The sequence below is a fragment of the Dietzia aerolata genome (genome assembly GCF_014144865.1).
GTDB lineage: Bacteria > Actinomycetota > Actinomycetes > Mycobacteriales > Mycobacteriaceae > Dietzia > Dietzia aerolata.
Genome location: NZ_JAALDM010000138.1, coordinates 1 through 15,718 on the forward strand (window position 1 = coordinate 1; position 15,718 = coordinate 15,718).

Annotated in this window: 17 protein-coding genes and 2 pseudogenes; 10 read left to right on the forward strand and 9 right to left on the reverse strand. The window is 68.6% G+C overall.

The annotated features are described in order from the left end of the window. Together G6016_RS09220 and G6016_RS09225 are read left to right on the forward strand one after the other, a co-directional pair. The coding region (locus G6016_RS09220; RefSeq protein ID WP_182632379.1) for a sensor histidine kinase at nucleotides 1–660 on the forward strand (660 nt) is incomplete at its 5' end. After that, nucleotides 657–1,328, forward strand: a complete 672-nt coding sequence (locus G6016_RS09225) for a response regulator transcription factor (protein WP_182632380.1) — start codon at nucleotides 657–659, stop codon at nucleotides 1,326–1,328. The genes G6016_RS09220 and G6016_RS09225, both read left to right, overlap by 4 nt. Before the next feature lie 32 nt (nucleotides 1,329–1,360). Here the strand turns inward: G6016_RS09225 and G6016_RS09230 are convergent, their stop codons facing one another. Together G6016_RS09230 and G6016_RS09235 are read right to left on the reverse strand one after the other, a co-directional pair. Next, nucleotides 1,361–2,311, reverse strand: coding sequence for a hypothetical protein (locus G6016_RS09230; RefSeq protein WP_182632381.1), 951 nt, complete (start codon nucleotides 2,309–2,311; stop codon nucleotides 1,361–1,363). 35 nt (nucleotides 2,312–2,346) lie between these two features. Further along, on the reverse strand, nucleotides 2,347–3,006 hold the full coding sequence (locus G6016_RS09235; RefSeq protein ID WP_182632382.1) for a hypothetical protein: 660 nt from the start codon (nucleotides 3,004–3,006) through the stop codon (nucleotides 2,347–2,349). 380 nt (nucleotides 3,007–3,386) lie between these two features. Here G6016_RS09235 and G6016_RS09240 point away from each other — a divergent pair, with 380 nt between their 5' ends. Further along, nucleotides 3,387–3,917, forward strand: coding sequence for a YceI family protein (locus tag G6016_RS09240; protein WP_182632383.1), 531 nt, complete (start codon nucleotides 3,387–3,389; stop codon nucleotides 3,915–3,917). A 19-nt stretch (nucleotides 3,918–3,936) separates the two neighbouring features. Further along, the gene (locus tag G6016_RS09245) at nucleotides 3,937–4,284 is read left to right on the forward strand and encodes a hypothetical protein (protein WP_182632384.1); all 348 of its coding nucleotides are present in this window, start codon (nucleotides 3,937–3,939) and stop codon (nucleotides 4,282–4,284) included. On the opposite strand, the gene G6016_RS09250 is transcribed toward G6016_RS09245, so the two are convergent. The 3 genes from G6016_RS09250 to G6016_RS09260 are packed head-to-tail and all read right to left on the reverse strand — an operon-like array spanning nucleotide 4,281 to nucleotide 7,450. Next, complete coding sequence (locus tag G6016_RS09250; RefSeq protein WP_182632385.1) at nucleotides 4,281–4,610, reverse strand: hypothetical protein; 330 nt, start codon at nucleotides 4,608–4,610, stop codon at nucleotides 4,281–4,283. The genes G6016_RS09245 and G6016_RS09250 overlap by 4 nt on opposite strands. Before the next feature lie 2 nt (nucleotides 4,611–4,612). Then, nucleotides 4,613–5,752 carry an ATP/GTP-binding protein gene (locus G6016_RS09255; RefSeq protein ID WP_182632386.1) on the reverse strand — a complete coding sequence of 380 codons (1,140 nt, stop codon included), beginning with the start codon at nucleotides 5,750–5,752 and terminating at the stop codon, nucleotides 4,613–4,615. A 36-nt stretch (nucleotides 5,753–5,788) separates the two neighbouring features. After that, complete coding sequence (locus G6016_RS09260; protein ID WP_182632387.1) at nucleotides 5,789–7,450, reverse strand: AAA family ATPase; 1,662 nt, start codon at nucleotides 7,448–7,450, stop codon at nucleotides 5,789–5,791. A gap of 110 nt (nucleotides 7,451–7,560) precedes the next feature. Here G6016_RS09260 and G6016_RS09265 point away from each other — a divergent pair, with 110 nt between their 5' ends. The 6 genes and pseudogenes from G6016_RS09265 (at nucleotide 7,561) to G6016_RS09290 (ending at nucleotide 12,336) form a co-directional block, all read left to right on the forward strand. Next, complete coding sequence (locus G6016_RS09265; protein WP_182632388.1) at nucleotides 7,561–8,163, forward strand: biotin transporter BioY; 603 nt, start codon at nucleotides 7,561–7,563, stop codon at nucleotides 8,161–8,163. Nucleotides 8,164–8,174: 11 nt separating this feature from the next. Continuing rightward, nucleotides 8,175–8,879, forward strand: a complete 705-nt coding sequence (locus tag G6016_RS09270; RefSeq protein WP_338403569.1) for an energy-coupling factor ABC transporter ATP-binding protein — start codon at nucleotides 8,175–8,177, stop codon at nucleotides 8,877–8,879. Continuing rightward, on the forward strand, nucleotides 8,880–9,479 hold the full coding sequence (locus G6016_RS09275; RefSeq protein WP_182632389.1) for a CbiQ family ECF transporter T component: 600 nt from the start codon (nucleotides 8,880–8,882) through the stop codon (nucleotides 9,477–9,479). It begins immediately after the preceding gene. Nucleotides 9,480–9,639: 160 nt separating this feature from the next. After that, nucleotides 9,640–10,638, forward strand: a pseudogene (locus tag G6016_RS17835) (DUF3375 domain-containing protein); the annotation flags it as partial. A gap of 59 nt (nucleotides 10,639–10,697) precedes the next feature. Beyond that, nucleotides 10,698–11,123 (forward strand): annotated as a pseudogene (locus G6016_RS09285) (SbcC/MukB-like Walker B domain-containing protein); the annotation flags it as partial. Between the two features lie 64 nt (nucleotides 11,124–11,187). Continuing rightward, complete coding sequence (locus G6016_RS09290) at nucleotides 11,188–12,336, forward strand: Wadjet anti-phage system protein JetD domain-containing protein (RefSeq protein WP_512699614.1); 1,149 nt, start codon at nucleotides 11,188–11,190, stop codon at nucleotides 12,334–12,336. Nucleotides 12,337–12,373: 37 nt separating this feature from the next. Here the strand turns inward: G6016_RS09290 and G6016_RS09295 are convergent, their stop codons facing one another. From G6016_RS09295 to G6016_RS09310, 4 genes are all read right to left on the reverse strand, one after another. Then, nucleotides 12,374–13,486, reverse strand: coding sequence for an oxygenase MpaB family protein (locus G6016_RS09295; RefSeq protein WP_187354468.1), 1,113 nt, complete (start codon nucleotides 13,484–13,486; stop codon nucleotides 12,374–12,376). Between the two features lie 116 nt (nucleotides 13,487–13,602). Then, nucleotides 13,603–14,535 carry a siderophore-interacting protein gene (locus G6016_RS09300; protein WP_182632391.1) on the reverse strand — a complete coding sequence of 311 codons (933 nt, stop codon included), beginning with the start codon at nucleotides 14,533–14,535 and terminating at the stop codon, nucleotides 13,603–13,605. Then, nucleotides 14,532–15,530, reverse strand: a complete 999-nt coding sequence (locus G6016_RS09305; protein WP_182632392.1) for an ABC transporter ATP-binding protein — start codon at nucleotides 15,528–15,530, stop codon at nucleotides 14,532–14,534. Before G6016_RS09305 ends, G6016_RS09300 begins: the two co-directional genes overlap by 4 nt. Next, nucleotides 15,530–15,718 (reverse strand): iron chelate uptake ABC transporter family permease subunit (locus G6016_RS09310; RefSeq protein WP_182632393.1); only part of this gene is annotated, 189 nt, incomplete at its 5' end. The genes G6016_RS09310 and G6016_RS09305, both read right to left, overlap by 1 nt.

Sequence of the window (15,718 nt, forward strand, 5' to 3'; positions counted from 1 at the left end):
GTGGCGACCCGGTCCGAGCTGGCCACGCGCGAGCGCGAGGTCGGACGCGAGGCCGAACGCGCGCGCCTGGCCGGCGAGATCCACGACACGGTCGCACAGGGCCTGGCCAGCATCGGGATGTTGCTGCACGCCGCCGAACGCGCGGATCCGGACCATCCCGCGATCGAGCAGATCCGACTGGCCCGCGACGTGGCCGGCGAGAACCTCACCGAGACGCGCCGGTTGATCGAGGCGTTGCGCCCGGCGCCGCTCGAGGGGGTCACCCTGTTCGGCGCGCTGCAGCGCGTGGCCGGCCGGGTCGTCGCGGAGAATCCGCACATCGATGTGGAGGTCCGGGGCGGGTTGGACGACGAGCCTCCCGCTGAGCTCGCCGCGGCGTCGGTACGGGTCGCCCAGGAGGGCCTGGCCAACGCGGTCCGCCACGGCGATCCCGGGCGGATAGCGCTCAGCCTCACCCGCGGCGAGGAAGGGATAGTGCTCACGATCAGCGACGACGGTTCCGGCTTCGACACCAGCGCCCCGCGGGCCGCCGCCTCGTTCGGTCTCGGCGGGATGATGCGGCGCGTCGCCGATCTGGGTGGCACGCTCGAGGTTGAATCCGAGCTGGGACGAGGGACGACGGTGCGTGCAGTGTGGCCGCCCGGGAGGAGCAAATCATGACGACGACACCGCCGACGCATCAGGCGCCGACTCCCCCTCCGTCGACCGCGATCCGGGTATTGATCGCTGACGATCACGCGGTGGTCAGAACGGGGCTGCGGGCTCTGCTGGCCTCCGAACCGACGATCGAGGTGATCGGGGACGTCGCGGAGGCCGCAGCAGCGGTCGAGCGGGCCCGCATCGGCGACGTGGACGTGGTGCTGATGGATCTGCGGTTCGCCGGTGACGCGGGCGCCGGGGTGCGCGCCACCGCGGCACTGCGCGCACTCCCCGAGCCACCCCAGGTTCTCGTATTGACCAGTCACGACACGGACGCGGACATCGTCGGCGCCATCGAGGCCGGGGCGTGCGGTTACCTGCTCAAGGACGCCGGCCCGGACGAGTTGCTCGGTGCGGTGCGGGCGGCGGCCGCTGGCGAAAGTGCCCTGTCCCCCACCGTGGCCGCGACGCTGATGGGGCGCCTGCGTAATCCGGGGCCGGTCCTGACCGACCGCGAGTCGGAGGTGCTGCGCGCGGTGTCGGAGGGCTCCACCAATCGTCAGGTCGCCGCGTCTCTACACCTGTCGGAGGCGACGGTGAAGACACATCTGGTGCACATTTTCGACAAGCTCGGGGTGGCTTCGCGCACCGCAGCCGTGGCCCGGGCACGGGAACTCGGGCTGGTCTGATTGCGCAGGGTCCCGGATATCGCCGGCAGCTGTCAGCAACTCCCGCCGGGCATGGTCGACAGCTGTGGAGCCAGCCCGTCCGCCAACGTCGACAGTGCCGCGGTGCCGGCCTCGAAGGTCGGTGCCTGAACGGCGAGTGCCACCGTGATGTCGCCGCCCGCACCGGGAACAATGCCGAATTGACGGACGAGGTAGCCGCCGGATTCACCCGGCCCCCACCCGCCCTTGAAGCGGGCCCCCGGTATGCGGCCCAGTCCCCACTGTTGCGACGGGGAGATCTGTCCCATCAGCTCAACCACCCGGCTCGCGCCGTTCAGGCACGGCAGTGCTGACGCGAAACGCGTCTGGTCGCCGAGCGACCACTGGGTCTGGCCGAAGATCGAATATCCAGCGCGGGTGTGGACCGCGGGAACCTGCGACACCGGGTCGTCGCCCTCCGCCAGTACCGCCATGACCGCAGAGGCCGAGGCCTGTCCCCCGCCGAGCGAGAGCCAGAGCGCTTCGGCGGCCTGATTGTCGGAGACCGTTATCGCTGACGCCGAGTTCGTCAGGACCTGCGGATTCGACCGCTCCACCGCGACGGCGAGCGGGACCTTGATCGTCGACCATGCGACGCCCGACTGCCAGGCGCCGGCCGATGCGACCTCGCCGGGATCGCCCACGGGAGCGACCGCAACGCCTGCTGGCCCCTGCACGAGGTTCACAACGCCGTTGAGGTCCACGGCCCCACCGTGCTCGGGGACCCCGGCGGGCTCCCCGGGAGTTCCTGGGCCCTGGTGGCCCGGCGGCAATACGGGCAAGCCGGACGGCGACGACTGTTCGCCAGGCGCGGCGCCTACCCCGCCCTGCAAGGGAGCGCCGGTCACCGTCGCGACCGTCTCGGTGACGATGACGGGCTCTGCCGGGGCACCGAGGTCCGCGCAACCGGCGGCACTCAACGCGGTCACCGCGGTGAGCGCCAACACGATGTACCTCCGCGTCATCGCCGCTCGGTGCGCCCGCGGGGTCCGGGATGCCATCAGTAGATGTGGACGACTGCGTTGTTGCCGCCGGTGCAGGTGACCACGGCCCCACCTGAACACGACATCGTGTAGGTCGTACCGGTCACCGGGCTGTACGCGCGCACGGTCATGGCCTGACCGGTACCTCCGGCAGCGGTGTACTCACCCCACACCGACCCGGCGAACTCGCACGAGGTCACCGATGAGCCCACGGCCACTGACTCGTACGCCCCGGAACCGCCACTCCAGCACTCGTATGCTCCGGAGGGTCGGCTTCCCTGTGCCGGCTGTGCGGGCTGCACCGTTGGTGCCGAACCACCATCAGATGGTGCCTGCTCGGCGGTGACAGTGGAGGTCACGGGCACGGTCCACGTGGGCGCGGCCTCGTTGCTTCCCGTCATTCGGGGCACCAGCAGGAATGCCGCCCCCACCAGCAGGCCGATTACCACCACCACCAGAACCGTGATGAGCACGACCACGCCGGTCGACATCCCCTGCTTGGGCGGCGGGCCGAACCCCTGAGGCGGAGGGCCCTGCTGGTACCCGTACTCCGGCGGCTGGCCCGCACCGTAGCCGGACATCGTGTGATCGTAGTGGCCGTGGATCGGCCCGGTCGGCGGATCCGGATGGCGGCCGGAGGGCCGGTTGTTTCCCTCCGACGTCGGGTACTGGTTCATGACGCTGCTCCCTGAATATCCGCGGTGCCACGGTCCCCGACGGAGAGCCGCACCCTCGATGACACGATCGTCGACGGAGAATGAGTTTATACCAGCAGAACACACGGATTATTCACCCGCGCGGAAGTGGGGGTGAACACCCCTGAACACTGGGCGATCCGCCCACCCGGCGGTCACTGCTGCGGTTACGATCTGCCCATGGGCCCACGGCCCCTGGTGATAGGCCTCCTCGTCACCGTCGTTGTTGTCGTCGTCATCGGGATCGTCGCGGGCCCGTCCCTCTACAGGGCGGCGCGCGGCGGGGACGACGCCCCTGTCACCTCCATTTCCGACGCCGAGGCCAAAGCTCCCGTCGGCTCCCTCGACGGCCCTGGGTGGTCGTGCCCGGCGACGAACCGAATCGAACCACCGCCGGATACACCGTCGACGAAATCCTGCGCGACGAACCCGTGACGCTCGTCGGCAGCACCGATCAGGTCACCGGCCGCGCCGAGATCACCGGGACCACGCTCACCTCAGGTGCCTTCGAGGCCCGTGTCGAGACGCTGGTCACCGACAACGCCTCGCGCGATACCCGGGCCCGCCCTCCCGAGATCCTCGACGCCGAAGCGCATCCGATCGCAACCCTCGCACTTGCCGAGGAGGTCGACCTCGGAGTGCTGCCGGACGACGGCACCACTACGAACCTGGCGATGCAGGTGGACCTCACCATCAAGGGCAACACCGTCTCGAAGGACGTCGACGTGACCGTACTGTGGTCAGGCGAGAAACTCATCGCCTCGGGTGGGATCGCCGTGACCTGGTCGGAAGTCGGAGTACAGTCCCCGGACCTCGGGTTCGTCGAGGTCGATGAGAACGGCACAGTCGATTTCCGCGTAGCCATGGAGAACTCCGGCCACGGGGCCGGCTAGTCGACCGGGAGCAGTTCTGATGACGAGAGAATCCCCCACGCGGCCTCTGGGCCGATTCCATAACCCGGTATGGCGCATCACCGCGTTCACCATCGCGGTGTTCGTGACGTCCTTCATCGGCCGCTGGGGCTTTCACCACGACTCCGGCATCTCGTTGTACTGGCCCGCGACCGGGGTGATCGTGTTGTGGGCGCTGACGGTCCGGAACAAGGTCGAGTACTTCGCGTTCGTGGCATTGACCTTCGTGGTCCTGTTCGTACTCAATTTCCGGACCGACTTGTGGTCACCTCAATTGGATGCAGCGGCATCCGGCGTTCCGGCACCCACTGATCGATCGCCCGCGCCTCTCGGAGCCGACACCGGCTAGTCGGGTGGCGTGGGCGTTAACCATTTCGAGTCGTATTCGTGCTCGACCAGCGGCCATATGAAGTCGCGCCCGGCTTCCGCGGTGGTGACGTCACCGCCCATGCCCGCCCATAGGACGAACTCATGAGGGATCAGGCGTCCGGACCTGTCCGTCCTCCCCTTGGGGTCGGGGAATCGGAGCCCGGTGTAGCCGTCGCGGTTCACGAGGAGCGTCGGCCCCTCACCGGCGGTGGCGAACACCGCGTCATACAGATCGAGCGGATCGTCGACGCCACCGTCGCGAAGGAATCGAAAGCCCCAGTCCCAGCCACGGGTCGCCCAGATCATCACTACGAGACTCCCCGGATCAAGGTGACCGACTCCTCGGCATCCTCCAGGCCGATCTTGAACTGCGACAGCGTCGAAGCGAGAAGGTCTCCCCGGGACACCGCACTGCTGTTGAGGTCCCGCAGCTTCCTTCCCGCCAGTTCAGCCAGTTCCGCGATGACAGAGGGTCCGATCAGCGCGACAGCCTTGGCGACAGGCCGCGGCCATCGGCTCGCGGCACCGGCGAGGATCTTGCCGATCAGCTTCGAGTTCCGCCGCAGTTCGTCTGCCACCTTGGCGGGCAGTTTCATCTTGGTGGCCCATCGGATATGCCGCTCGAAGGGCAGCATCGCCGCGATCGGCATGATGACGTCCAGTCCCACCCGGCGCTCGAGGTGGATCTCCCCCGGCGCGAAGGTGCCGGACGAGAGCATCAGGAAGTCCTCGCCCACCGCCAGCGCTTCCGGCGCCACCACGAAGGAGGCCAGAACCTCGCGAAGCAGGTCGAGTTCGTCGGCGGACTTCTCGATCACCAGGTCGCGGAATCTGTAGACGTCCAGGTCCGGGTTCAGGTCCGACTTGGACAGGGCGATGAACCAGATCCGGGGGAACTCCACCAGTCGCTTACCGTCGTCGAGGATGTCGGTCCGCATCGCCAGCAGGGTGTTTCGGAAGCTCGTGAACAGGTATTTGAGGTAGCGCTCCTCCTCGCCCCGGTGGTCGAGGAGTTTCTGCCCGTCGACGAGCAGGAAGGCGACGTCGGATTCCAGGAGAGCGCGGAAGCCGGCGGTCTGCCGTTCGCGCTCGCGCGCCCCCTCGCGCCTGCCTTCGAACCATTCTCCCGGGTAGTCGTGCCAGACCAGCCTGAGCGCATCGGTCGTGCCACCGCCGTCCGAGGCGTCCAGTTTCAATTTGAGGTCGAACGTGTAGGAATCCCACGAGAACCTGTTCGCCGGCGGCAGTGTGGCCGAATTCTTCATTCCCAGGTAGTAGCTGTGCAGCTTGTTCCCCTGCGGGCGGGACTCCGGGACCAGGTGGCGCCGACTCGCATTGATGACGCTGGGTTCCTGTGCTCGGCCGAAGAACGAAGACAGCAAGACCGTCTTGCCGCTGCCGCTCTCACCGAACAGAGCGATGTGTTGCTCGAACTCTGGTCGAGCCATGTGGAGGTCCCTTTCGTCCGCTCGTGTGCCACCCCATCATCCCGCGTGGTGGTGTGCGCCGCTGTCCGGGGTCGCCGCCGCTGCCTCGATGGCCTCGGCATCGCCGACCACCACGAGAACATCGGTGGCCCGGGACAGTCCTACGTAGATGCGCTCCCGAAGACGGTCCACATGGTCGTGGTGGTTACACACGAGAACTACCGCGGGGCGCTCCAGGCCCTTGAATCCCAGTACGTGGCCGTAGAAGATGTCCTCGCCGTCCCAGAAGGTCTCCCAGTAGGCGTCGTTGCCCTCCTTCTGTAACTCCACCTGCATCGGATGGCGTGATCCCGTGACCAGCAATGCCACATCCCTTGGCTCCCAGCCCTCGTCGAGGAGTCGGACCGCCTCGTCGTCGCCGGCAGCGACGAGGTCCTCCCCCGCGCCGACCTCGACGTAGCGCACCTCGGGACCGGTCCCTCCGCGAAGCTCCATCCGTTGGCCCACCAGCGGCAGGAACGCCGAGGCGATCTGTCGGGTATTGCGCAGATTGTGGTCGAGCACCAGTGGAACCAGGTCGACGGGCGGCCGTCCAGCGCGTTCGAACACGCTTTGCCCGGCGTCTCCGACGATCAGCAATCTGCCGTTCTCGCCGTCCCTCAAGGCCCCGATGACGGGTCGCCACCACTGGTCGGCAAAATCCTGGGCCTCGTCGACGATCACGGCATCGAACTTCTTGCCGTCGGGCAACTGGTCGGCGAGCTCGGCCATGAGCCGGGGCAACTCCACCTCCCACCAGTGGACCGTCTCCTCCGAACGGACGCGCTCGTCCGGTCCGACGGGGGCGCCCCATTCCACACCGAGTGCGTGGAACTCGCCCACATATGCGAGCTGCTCACGCCGGCGCCACCCGCCCGTGACGCGCTTGAGATACCCGGCCAGTCCGTGGGAGTAGCAGATCAATGCCACCCGCTGTCCTGCGCGGGAGAGGCGCCGGGCCTGTTCCAGAGCGAGAAAGGTCTTACCGCTACCGGCACCGCCACGGATCTCCACCCGGGGCAGCGCGTCGATCGCGCGAAGCAGTACCGACTGCTCACGGGTGAGCGCATCAGCGATGTCGGCGTTTTCGGCGGCCCGCGCCACCACGTCCCGCTGCGGCAGTCCCCGTCCACCCAGCACCTCGGCGAGTCGGTCGACGGTGGCGAGCGCCAGAAACGGCCGGTCCGGGGAGCCGGAGTCCTGCGCGAGGCGGTAGGCGATCGTCGCGAGGTGGTCCAGCTGGTCGCGGTCGGCGATCCGGTTGCGCCGGATGTCGGGCAGGGCGAAGTCGTCAGGGATCGACGCGTGCGGGAAGACGAGCATGTGCGTCCACCGCTGATATTGCTGCGGCCAGCGCGGGTCGGCGCTGACGAAGCCGCGCAGCGCGTACAGGGCGTCGCGGCATTGGGCGACCGGGTCGATCCTGTACTGCTTGGCCCCGCTGCCCTGAATCCATTGTCCGTCCTCGACGGTGATCTGGCCGGCCTTGATCTCCATCGCCACGATCCCGGCCCCGGGCATCGCCACGAGGATGTCGACCTCGTGTTCCTTCTCATCCGTCGAGACCCGCTGCCCCACCACGATGAGCGAGTCCTCGGACAGTTGGTCACGCAGCTTCTCGACGATCATCTCCTCGGACGGGTGACCGTAGACGGGGTGCTCAGGGAGAACTGTGGCCATGTACCAGGGATACCTCAGTGCTGAACCCGGATGTGCGCGGGACCACTGCCTGGTGCCACAATGAACACCGTTCAGGTCGCACTGCGACCGCGCCACATCCGAGGAGTGTCATGAGCATGTCGATCGACCGGGCCCCCGCCCGCAGCGCCACCCGCGATCTCGCGCAGATCGCCGTGTTCGCCGCCCTCATCGTGGTGCTGGGCCTGCCCGGCCAGATCAGCGTCGGCTCGGCGGGTGTGCCCATCACCCTCCAGACGCTCGGCGTGATGCTGGCCGGTTCGCTGCTCGGCTGGCGCAAGGGCGCGCTGTCGGTTCTCGCGGTGATGGTCATCGGGCTCGCACTGCCCGTCCTGGCGGGCGGCCGCACCACGCTCACCTCGCTCGCCGGCCCGACCGCCGGTTTCCTCATCGGCTGGATCCCCGCGGTGATCGTGATCGGCCTGCTGACCGCCTGGATGATGCCCCGCTACAAGCTCATCCCCGGGCTGCTCATCAACATCCTCGGCGGCATCGTCGTCATCTACGCCTGTGGCGTGGTCGGCATGGTGCTGCGCACAGACCTGACGCTGGGCGCGGCCATCGCGGCGAACGGGGTGTTCCTGCCCGGCGACCTGGCCAAGGCCGTGGTCACCGCGGTGGTGGCACAGCAGGTCCACAAGGCCCGCCCGGGTCTCATCGCGCCGCTGCGTTCCCGTGGCGCGGCCGCCGCGTAACGTATCCCGCCGTGACCGAGCCCCGCACGCCCCTGGCGATCCGTTTCGACGACGTCGGGCACAGCTACGGCGACCGCCCGGTCCTGTCCGACGTCAGCCTGACGCTGACCGAGCGCCGGATCGGGATCGTGGGCGTCAACGGCGGCGGCAAGTCCACCCTCGCGCGGATGATCAACGGGCTCGTCGTCCCCACCTCCGGCACGGTCACCGTCGACGGCCTGGACACCCGCCGCAAGGGCGCCAGGGTCCGCCGCCGGGTGGGCTTCTGCTTCACCGACCCGGACACCCAGATCGTCATGCCCACCGTGGCGGAGGACGTAGATTTTTCCCTCCGACGCTCCGGGTTGTCGAAAGAGGAACGACGACGACGAGTTGACCAGGTCCTCACCCGGTACGGGCTGGCCGGGCACGCGGATCACCCTTGTCATCTGTTGTCCGGGGGCCAGAAGCAGCTCCTCGCCCTGTCCGCCGTCCTTGTACTCGAGCCGGATGTGATCGTCGCGGATGAGCCCACCACGCTGCTCGATCTGCGCAATCGCGCGCTCGTGCAGGACACGTTCGCCGAGTTGGCACAGCAGCTGGTGGTGGTGACGCATGACCTCGACCTGGTCGCGGATTTCGACCGCGTCCTGGTGGTCGATGGCGGGCGTGTGGTGATCGACGACGCCCCCGCGGCCGCCCTGGCCGGCTACCGACGCATCGCCTTGGGGCGTTAGGTGTTCGCCACCTATCAGCCGGGCACCTCGCTCCTGCACCGGATACCAGCGGGCGCAAAGATCCTTCTGGTCTGCGTGTTGATCGTGGCGGTCACGGTGCTCGTGCGCCAGCCCTGGCATCTACTGCCCGCGATGGGCCTGACGGTGGTGCTCTATCTGATCGGCCGCATCCCCGCTCGCGCCGCGTGGGATCAGGTCCGCCCCGTGCTGCCGATGCTCGTCGCGATCCTCGTGCTGCAGTGGATCGTCGCTGATCTCGACACCGCACTGCGGGTGTCCGGATCGCTCCTGGTGGCGGTGACGATCGCCGGGCTCGTGGCGCTCACGACCCGCGTGTCGGACATGCTCGACGCGGTCACCCGCGCGGCCGGCCCGCTGCGCTACGTCGGGGCGTCCCCCGATCGCATCGCCCTCGTGCTCGTCCTGACCATCCGCGCCATCCCACTGCTCGCGCGACAGCTTCGCCAGGTAACCGAGGCACGCAAGGCCCGCGGGCTCGGGATGTCGATCCGGGCTCTGGTGGTGCCCACCGTGCTCGGCGCACTCACAACTGCCGACCAACTGGGCGACGCGCTGGCGGCCCGCGGTTATGACGACTGACCCTCGCCGCCCCGGTCCTCGGACCGCCCCGTCTCGTTGGGCCACCCCGTCGCGATGTCGTGGTCACGTGCCACGATGAACGCATGTCCATCCTGGCGCGATACTTCGCGCTCTCCGGCTGAGGGACGAGGCGCCAACCCTCGCCCTGCTGCGGAGCCCGTTGTGGCCGCTGGTCGTCGCTGTATTCTCCGAGACTTTCGACGGGACGTCCCGTCGGGTCCCGTCCGCCGAGTTCTACGAAATCCTCGACAGGTCACTGATCGCACTGCGGGACAACGGAGTCGACGCACCGGGATCCGCGCAGTCCTATGTCCGCACGTGGGTCGATTCCGGCTGGATGGTGCGCAGGCCGGGAACCAGCGCAACCGGGGAGACTCTCGAGCCCACGCAGGCCGCCCTGATCGCCGTGGACTTCCTCGAGGGAATTCAGACACCCCGGCGTGGACTGACCGTGTCCCGCGTGGAGACGCTCACCCGCCAACTCGAGGACCTCGCGCGCGATACCGACCCGTCGGTACAGGGCCGACTCGCGGCGCTCACGAGGGAACGCGATCGGATCGACGCCGCGATCGCGCGAGTCGAGGCCGGCGATGTCGAATTGGCCGACCCGGATCAGGTCAGGGAGAAGATCGCGGAAATCCTCCACGGAGCGGACGACATCCCGGCCGATTTCGCCCGCGTTCGCGCCGAGTTCGACGCCCTGAACCAAGATCTCCGGCGACGCCTCCTCGATCAGGACGGCGCCCGGGGCGACGTTCTGGACGCGGTGTTCGGTGGCGTCGATCTCATCGGTGACTCCGAGGCGGGGCGGAGTTTCTCCTCCTTCTATTCGGTGCTGCTCGACCCGGAACGCTCGGCGTCGGTAGACACGTGGATCGAGGACATCCTGGACCGGCCCCAGGTGTCGGAATTGTCACCGTCCGCGCGTCGGGGCCTGCGGACGCTGTTCGAGGAGATGGAGTCAGCGGGTGCCGAGGTCAATGGCGTGCTCACGTCGCTCTCGCGGACTCTGCGACACTTCGTCACCACGGACGCCTACGTCGAGCATCGCCAGATGGTCGCACTGGTCCGGGCCGCCCGGGCCGGAGCGGCAGAGGCGAGTCGGACCCGTGCCGCCCGGCCAGGAACCCAGATGTCGGTGCCACTGCGCCGGATCGGCATGTCGGTCCGTTCGGTCGGTGCGCTCCGACTTCGGAACCCGGGTGAGGAGCGAGTGGTGCCGACCGGAGCTGGCGCAGGACCGTCCTCGATACCCGCAAGCACGTCGGGTTCATCGGTGTGGAGATCGATGCCGAGGGCACCGCCACCAATTACCACGATTCGTCGTCGGGATTGTCCGGCGGCCAGGCGCAGAAACTGGTGTTCTTCTGCCTCGCGGCGGCCCTGCGCTTCCAGCTGGCCGATGTCGACGCCGACGTACCCCGATACGGCACCGTCGTCCTGGACGAGGCATTCGACCGGGCCGATCCCGAGTACACGCGCCGCGCGATGGACGTATTCACCGATTTCGGATTCCATATGGTGCTGGCCACCCCGCTCAAATTGCTCCAGACCCTGGAGTCCTACATCGGTGGGCTCGTGGTCGTTGCCATCGAAGGTGGAAGCCGCTCCCGCATCGAGCGACTCACCTGGGGCGAGGACTGACATGGCCGCGCGGACCTCACCACGCGGCCCCGAGGCACTCACCGAGGCATGTTCAACCAGGTTCATGCGGCAATACCGAACCTGGATCGCCATCCCGGAGACCGGCGAGCAGGACGTCGTCAGGATCAGCACCGCCCCGCCCGGCGCGGCGCATGCCGCCGAGAATCCGGACGAGACCGGGGCGTGGATCCGTCGATGGCGGGAATTCGACGCCGACGTCGAGGAACTCGAGACCGTCGAGGTGACCTGGGCGCGGCGGAGGCTGCCCGGATTCGGGACAGTCGAGCTCCCCCAGCGAGCCGAGGTCCGTGGCGATGTCACCATCGCCCGACTCGCCACACTCACCGTCCGGTGGACGAAGCTGCGCGAACGCACCTCTCGTCTGGTCGAACTCGGCCCCGATCATCGCGCACTCAGATCAGTGGCCGCGAACACCGTCACCCACTGGGAAAAGCTGTCCGACGAGGACATGGACCGCTTGCTGTCGGTGTGTCGTTGGGTACTGGACAATTCCACCGCCGGACTCACCGCCCGCGAGATCCCGATCCCCGGGGTGGACACCAAATGGATCGAGACCAGGCTCCGGGTCATCGAGCACGTGGTCGACGCAGCCAGACAGGGGCGTCCGTCCCCCGGTGATCACGCCGGGCTCGGCCTCCGCGCGCGAGACCTCCGGATCCGTATCCGACTCCTTGACGACTCGATCGCCTTCCCACTGCGTGACGTCGAGAGCCCTGCCCGGGAGCTCGCCGAGCTGTGGCCAGACCGGCCGGAGGCCGACGGGAAGGTGCCGGACCGCGTCGTCGTCGTCGAAAATCTCACCACATTCCTCGCGCTTCCCCCACTACCCGGCACTGTCGCCATCTTCGGGCGGGGATTCGCCGTGGACGCCGTGGCCGCACTGCCCTGGGCGCTTCGCGCCGAGGTCTTCTACTGGGGTGACCTCGACTCACACGGCTTCGCGATCCTTGACCGGCTCCGGCACCACGCGCCCGCCGTCACCAGCGTCCTCATGGACCGCGACACGCTGGACGCGTGGCGGACGTTCGCGGTGCCGGATCCCAAGCCGACCCGCGCGACCCCGACCCACCTCACCTCCGACGAGCTCACCACCCTCGAAACGCTCACCGAATCCGGCGACCTGAGACTCGAGCAGGAACGCATTCCGTGGGACTGGGCGCTGAGCCGTCTGCGACCAGCTCTACATATATAGACAACAGAGTGGCGAGGTCGTTTCACGCCAGGAGAGCTCAGCCCGCCCTCGCCTGTGCCGCCGATTGTGATTGCGCACGGGCCTGCGAGCCCGACCCCGCGCACTCCCCCGCCTGCGCCCGAGGTGCGACGAACTCCAGGGGCGCCTCGTGATGATTCCGTTTGTAGGGGGTCAGCGCGGTGTCCAGTCCGCGGGCCGCGAGCTGGTCGGCGTACTGCTGTAGCGGCGGGCGCGGATCGCCGAACTTCGCGCGGGCACTCTCCGGCGAGTACACGCTCGAGGACTCCGCCGGCACGCCACGGATGTATCCGGTGAGCACGGGCCCGCCACGGGGCGCGACCCGCTCGAGGAACCACATCTGCGCACGGGGACTGCGCGCCAGGGTGGCCATGCCCGGCCGGATGAGCGCGGTGACCAGAGAATCGACCAATCGCGACTGGCGAACGCCCATGAGCGGGCGCATCCACCGCGGATAGGTGGCGATCACACCCGCGCGGATCACCGGTCCGAACGCCGCGCGCATCGGGGCGGGCAGCGCCGTGAAGATCGTGCGCATCCCGTCCAGGATGAAATCGATGTTGTACACCGCCTGCTCCGAGGCGGCGAGCCGGTCACGCCAGTCGTCGAAATACTTTTGCACCTCACCGCGGGACGTCGGGACGTTCTCGAGGTGGATCGGCTGCATCGCGGCGGCGACCGCGCATTCACGCCAGTACTCGGTCTCCTCGGCCCGCGACAGCGTGCCCGGTCCGTACTTCTCGTAGACGTAGAGGATCGAGTGCCAGGCCGTCATATGGATCCACAGCTGCGAGTCCGGGTCATTGGAATCGAAGGTCCCGCCGGTCACCGGGTTCGGCCCGTGCGCCCGGGCGTGCACCTTCATGAGGATGTCCGAGGACTTGATCACCGATTCCGCGTCCCCGAACAGCACCGTGGCGAAGTACTGCACGGTCCGGTCGTAGCGCAGGGCCGGACGCTGCAGGACCTGGCCGCTGGCGTCGACCGCCGCGGTGAGATCGGGATCCAGATGCTCGATCGTCACCGCGCGGATGAAGCCGAGCAATGCGGAGGTCGGATACGCCCACACCCGACGTGCGACGGAGTCGGCGGTGAACAGCCCTTCGTCGCGTCGGAGGTACCGAGTCGCCATAATTGACACCACCCTTGGTTTTGTCCATCTGGTGTCGCGACGGTAGCACCGCTCTGTGATCTACGCCACCAAACGCGCGCGCGTCAGGGCGATGGGGCAATGGCCTCGAGTCGACCTCAGGACTCTGCGGCTCCGCGGCGCCAGTAGCCCATGAACGCCACCGAGCCCTTGGCGATCCCGGCGGCGTCCACGGTGAGCCGGCGCATCGCCTTGATGAGCCCGGATTCCCCGGCCAGGAAGACGTACGGATCACCGCCGGATACCGCAGAGGCCGGATGCCATTCGCGGTCACGATCTGCGGCGGGGCGCTGGCCCCCCATGACAGACCCGATGCTCTCCTCACCGACATCGAGGATCCCAGCCAGGCGGCGGATGACCTCCTCGCCGGCGACAGCAGTCCGCGCCACGAGCGTGACGAACTCAGGTGCTCCGTCGGACAACGCACGGACATCGGCCTCGGTCGGCACCTCGATCACGATGCTGATCTCCCGAGCCGACGACGGCTCCGCAGCGAGCTCCTCGGCGATAGCCAGCAGCGCGGGCGCGGCGGTCTCGTCGCCCGCACACACGATGCGACCGGCCTGGCCCGGCGCCCAGGCGGCCCAGGGGGCATGTCCTCGACCGGGCCCGACGATATGCAGCTCGTCACCGACGGCCACCGAGCGCGCCCAGCTCGAGCCCGGCCCCTCGTCGTCGCCGGGATGGACCACCATGTCGATGGTCAGGGCCGGAACCTGTGCGCCGTCGAGCACAACGGTGTCGGCGCGCCGCACGGTGTAGGTGCGCATCCACCCACGCTCCGACTCGGGCAATGCCAGCCAATCGCGGATCGCCGCGGGATCCGGTACGACTCCTCCCCCGCCGGGCGGCGGGATGATCAGCTTCACATAAGCGTCGCGGACGGTTCCGGCATCCACCAGCTCAGCGGACCACCGGGCCAACTCCGGTCCCGCCACCACGAGCCGGATGAACGACTCACCCACGGTGCGGGCGTCGATCACGGTGGTCTGAGCGCAGAGAATCGGGGCCTCTACATCCATAGCGGTCATGCGGTCCTCTTTCGTCGGCTTCGCGGCAACACCACGGGGTGTCCGGTGAGCGGGTCGGCGATGATGTCGGCGTCCAGGTCGAACACCCTGCGCAGGGTCTCGCGGGTGATCACCTCGTCGGGCGGCCCGGCGGCCACCACGCCGCCGTCGGCGACGGCCACGAGATGATCGGCCACGCGGGCGGCGAGGCTGAGCTCGTGCAGAACGGCGACAACCGTCCGACGGACAGGGGCCTGATCATCGGCGGAGCAGTCGCCGGCAGAGCCCGAGCCGGGTGAGTCGTCGCCAGCCGCGCCGGAGTCGGCCGATGTACCGGAGGCGGCCTCGCCCGGAGCACCGGGCATCGGCAGGTCATGCACCAGGTCGAGGATGTCGAGTTGGTGCGCGAGGTCCAGGAACGAGCACGGCTCATCGAGCAGGAGCGTGTCCGTGGCCTGCGCCAGCACGAGCGCCACCCAGACCCTCTGCCGCTGCCCGCCGGATAGCTCATCGACCCGACGATGGGCCAGTCCGGCCGTGTCGGTCATGGCCAACGCGTCGGCGACGACGGCCTCGTCGTCGTCGCCACCTCCCCACCACCGACGGTGCGGGTGGCGCCCGCGGGCGACCAGTTCGGCCACGGTCAGCCCCTCCGGCACGAGCGGCGACTGCGGCAGAAAAGCCACGGACCGGGCGTGCTCGCGCGCCTTGACGCGGGCGAGGTCACGACCGGCGACCTCGATCGTGCCGGACACGGGACGCAGCTGCCGACCGAGGGCACGCAGAATGGTCGACTTGCCGCAGCCGTTGGCACCGATCAGGACAGTGGTGCGGCCGGCGGGGATGTCGAGGTCGAGGTCCCGGACGACCGGCTCGGCGCCGTATCCCAGCGTCAGTCCGCGCACACGGAACGCGGGGGTCGGCCCGTCCTCGCGGGAGGTCGGACCTGGCGTCTCGTGGGACGTCGCGGTGTCGCGCGGGCGCGCCGTATCGGGTTCAGTGGCGGGCAATGCCATCAGATGACCTTTCTCGAACGCAGGAGTATCCAGAGCATGGCCGGGGCGCCGAGCGCGCCGGTGACCACGCCGGTGGGCAGGTCGACGGTGCCGAGCGCCTCCGAGGCCACGATGTCGGCGGCCACCACGATCACCGCGCCGACCAACGCGGCGGTGATCAGCCGGGGGCGGCCGCGGCCGAGCGCGGT

Coding starts and splice junctions, on each gene's coding strand:
- G6016_RS09225 (WP_182632380.1), top strand. CDS start 657: ATGACGACGACACCGCCGACGCATCAGGCGCCGACTCCCCCTCCGTCG.
- G6016_RS09230 (WP_182632381.1), bottom strand. CDS start 2,311: ATGACGCGGAGGTACATCGTGTTGGCGCTCACCGCGGTGACCGCGTTG.
- G6016_RS09235 (WP_182632382.1), bottom strand. CDS start 3,006: ATGAACCAGTACCCGACGTCGGAGGGAAACAACCGGCCCTCCGGCCGC.
- G6016_RS09245 (WP_182632384.1), top strand. CDS start 3,937: ATGACGAGAGAATCCCCCACGCGGCCTCTGGGCCGATTCCATAACCCG.
- G6016_RS09250 (WP_182632385.1), bottom strand. CDS start 4,610: ATGATCTGGGCGACCCGTGGCTGGGACTGGGGCTTTCGATTCCTTCGC.
- G6016_RS09255 (WP_182632386.1), bottom strand. CDS start 5,752: ATGGCTCGACCAGAGTTCGAGCAACACATCGCTCTGTTCGGTGAGAGC.
- G6016_RS09260 (WP_182632387.1), bottom strand. CDS start 7,450: ATGGCCACAGTTCTCCCTGAGCACCCCGTCTACGGTCACCCGTCCGAG.
- G6016_RS09265 (WP_182632388.1), top strand. CDS start 7,561: ATGAGCATGTCGATCGACCGGGCCCCCGCCCGCAGCGCCACCCGCGAT.
- G6016_RS09290 (WP_512699614.1), top strand. CDS start 11,188: ATGCGGCAATACCGAACCTGGATCGCCATCCCGGAGACCGGCGAGCAG.
- G6016_RS09295 (WP_187354468.1), bottom strand. CDS start 13,486: ATGGCGACTCGGTACCTCCGACGCGACGAAGGGCTGTTCACCGCCGAC.
- G6016_RS09300 (WP_182632391.1), bottom strand. CDS start 14,535: ATGACCGCTATGGATGTAGAGGCCCCGATTCTCTGCGCTCAGACCACC.
- G6016_RS09305 (WP_182632392.1), bottom strand. CDS start 15,530: ATGGCATTGCCCGCCACTGAACCCGATACGGCGCGCCCGCGCGACACC.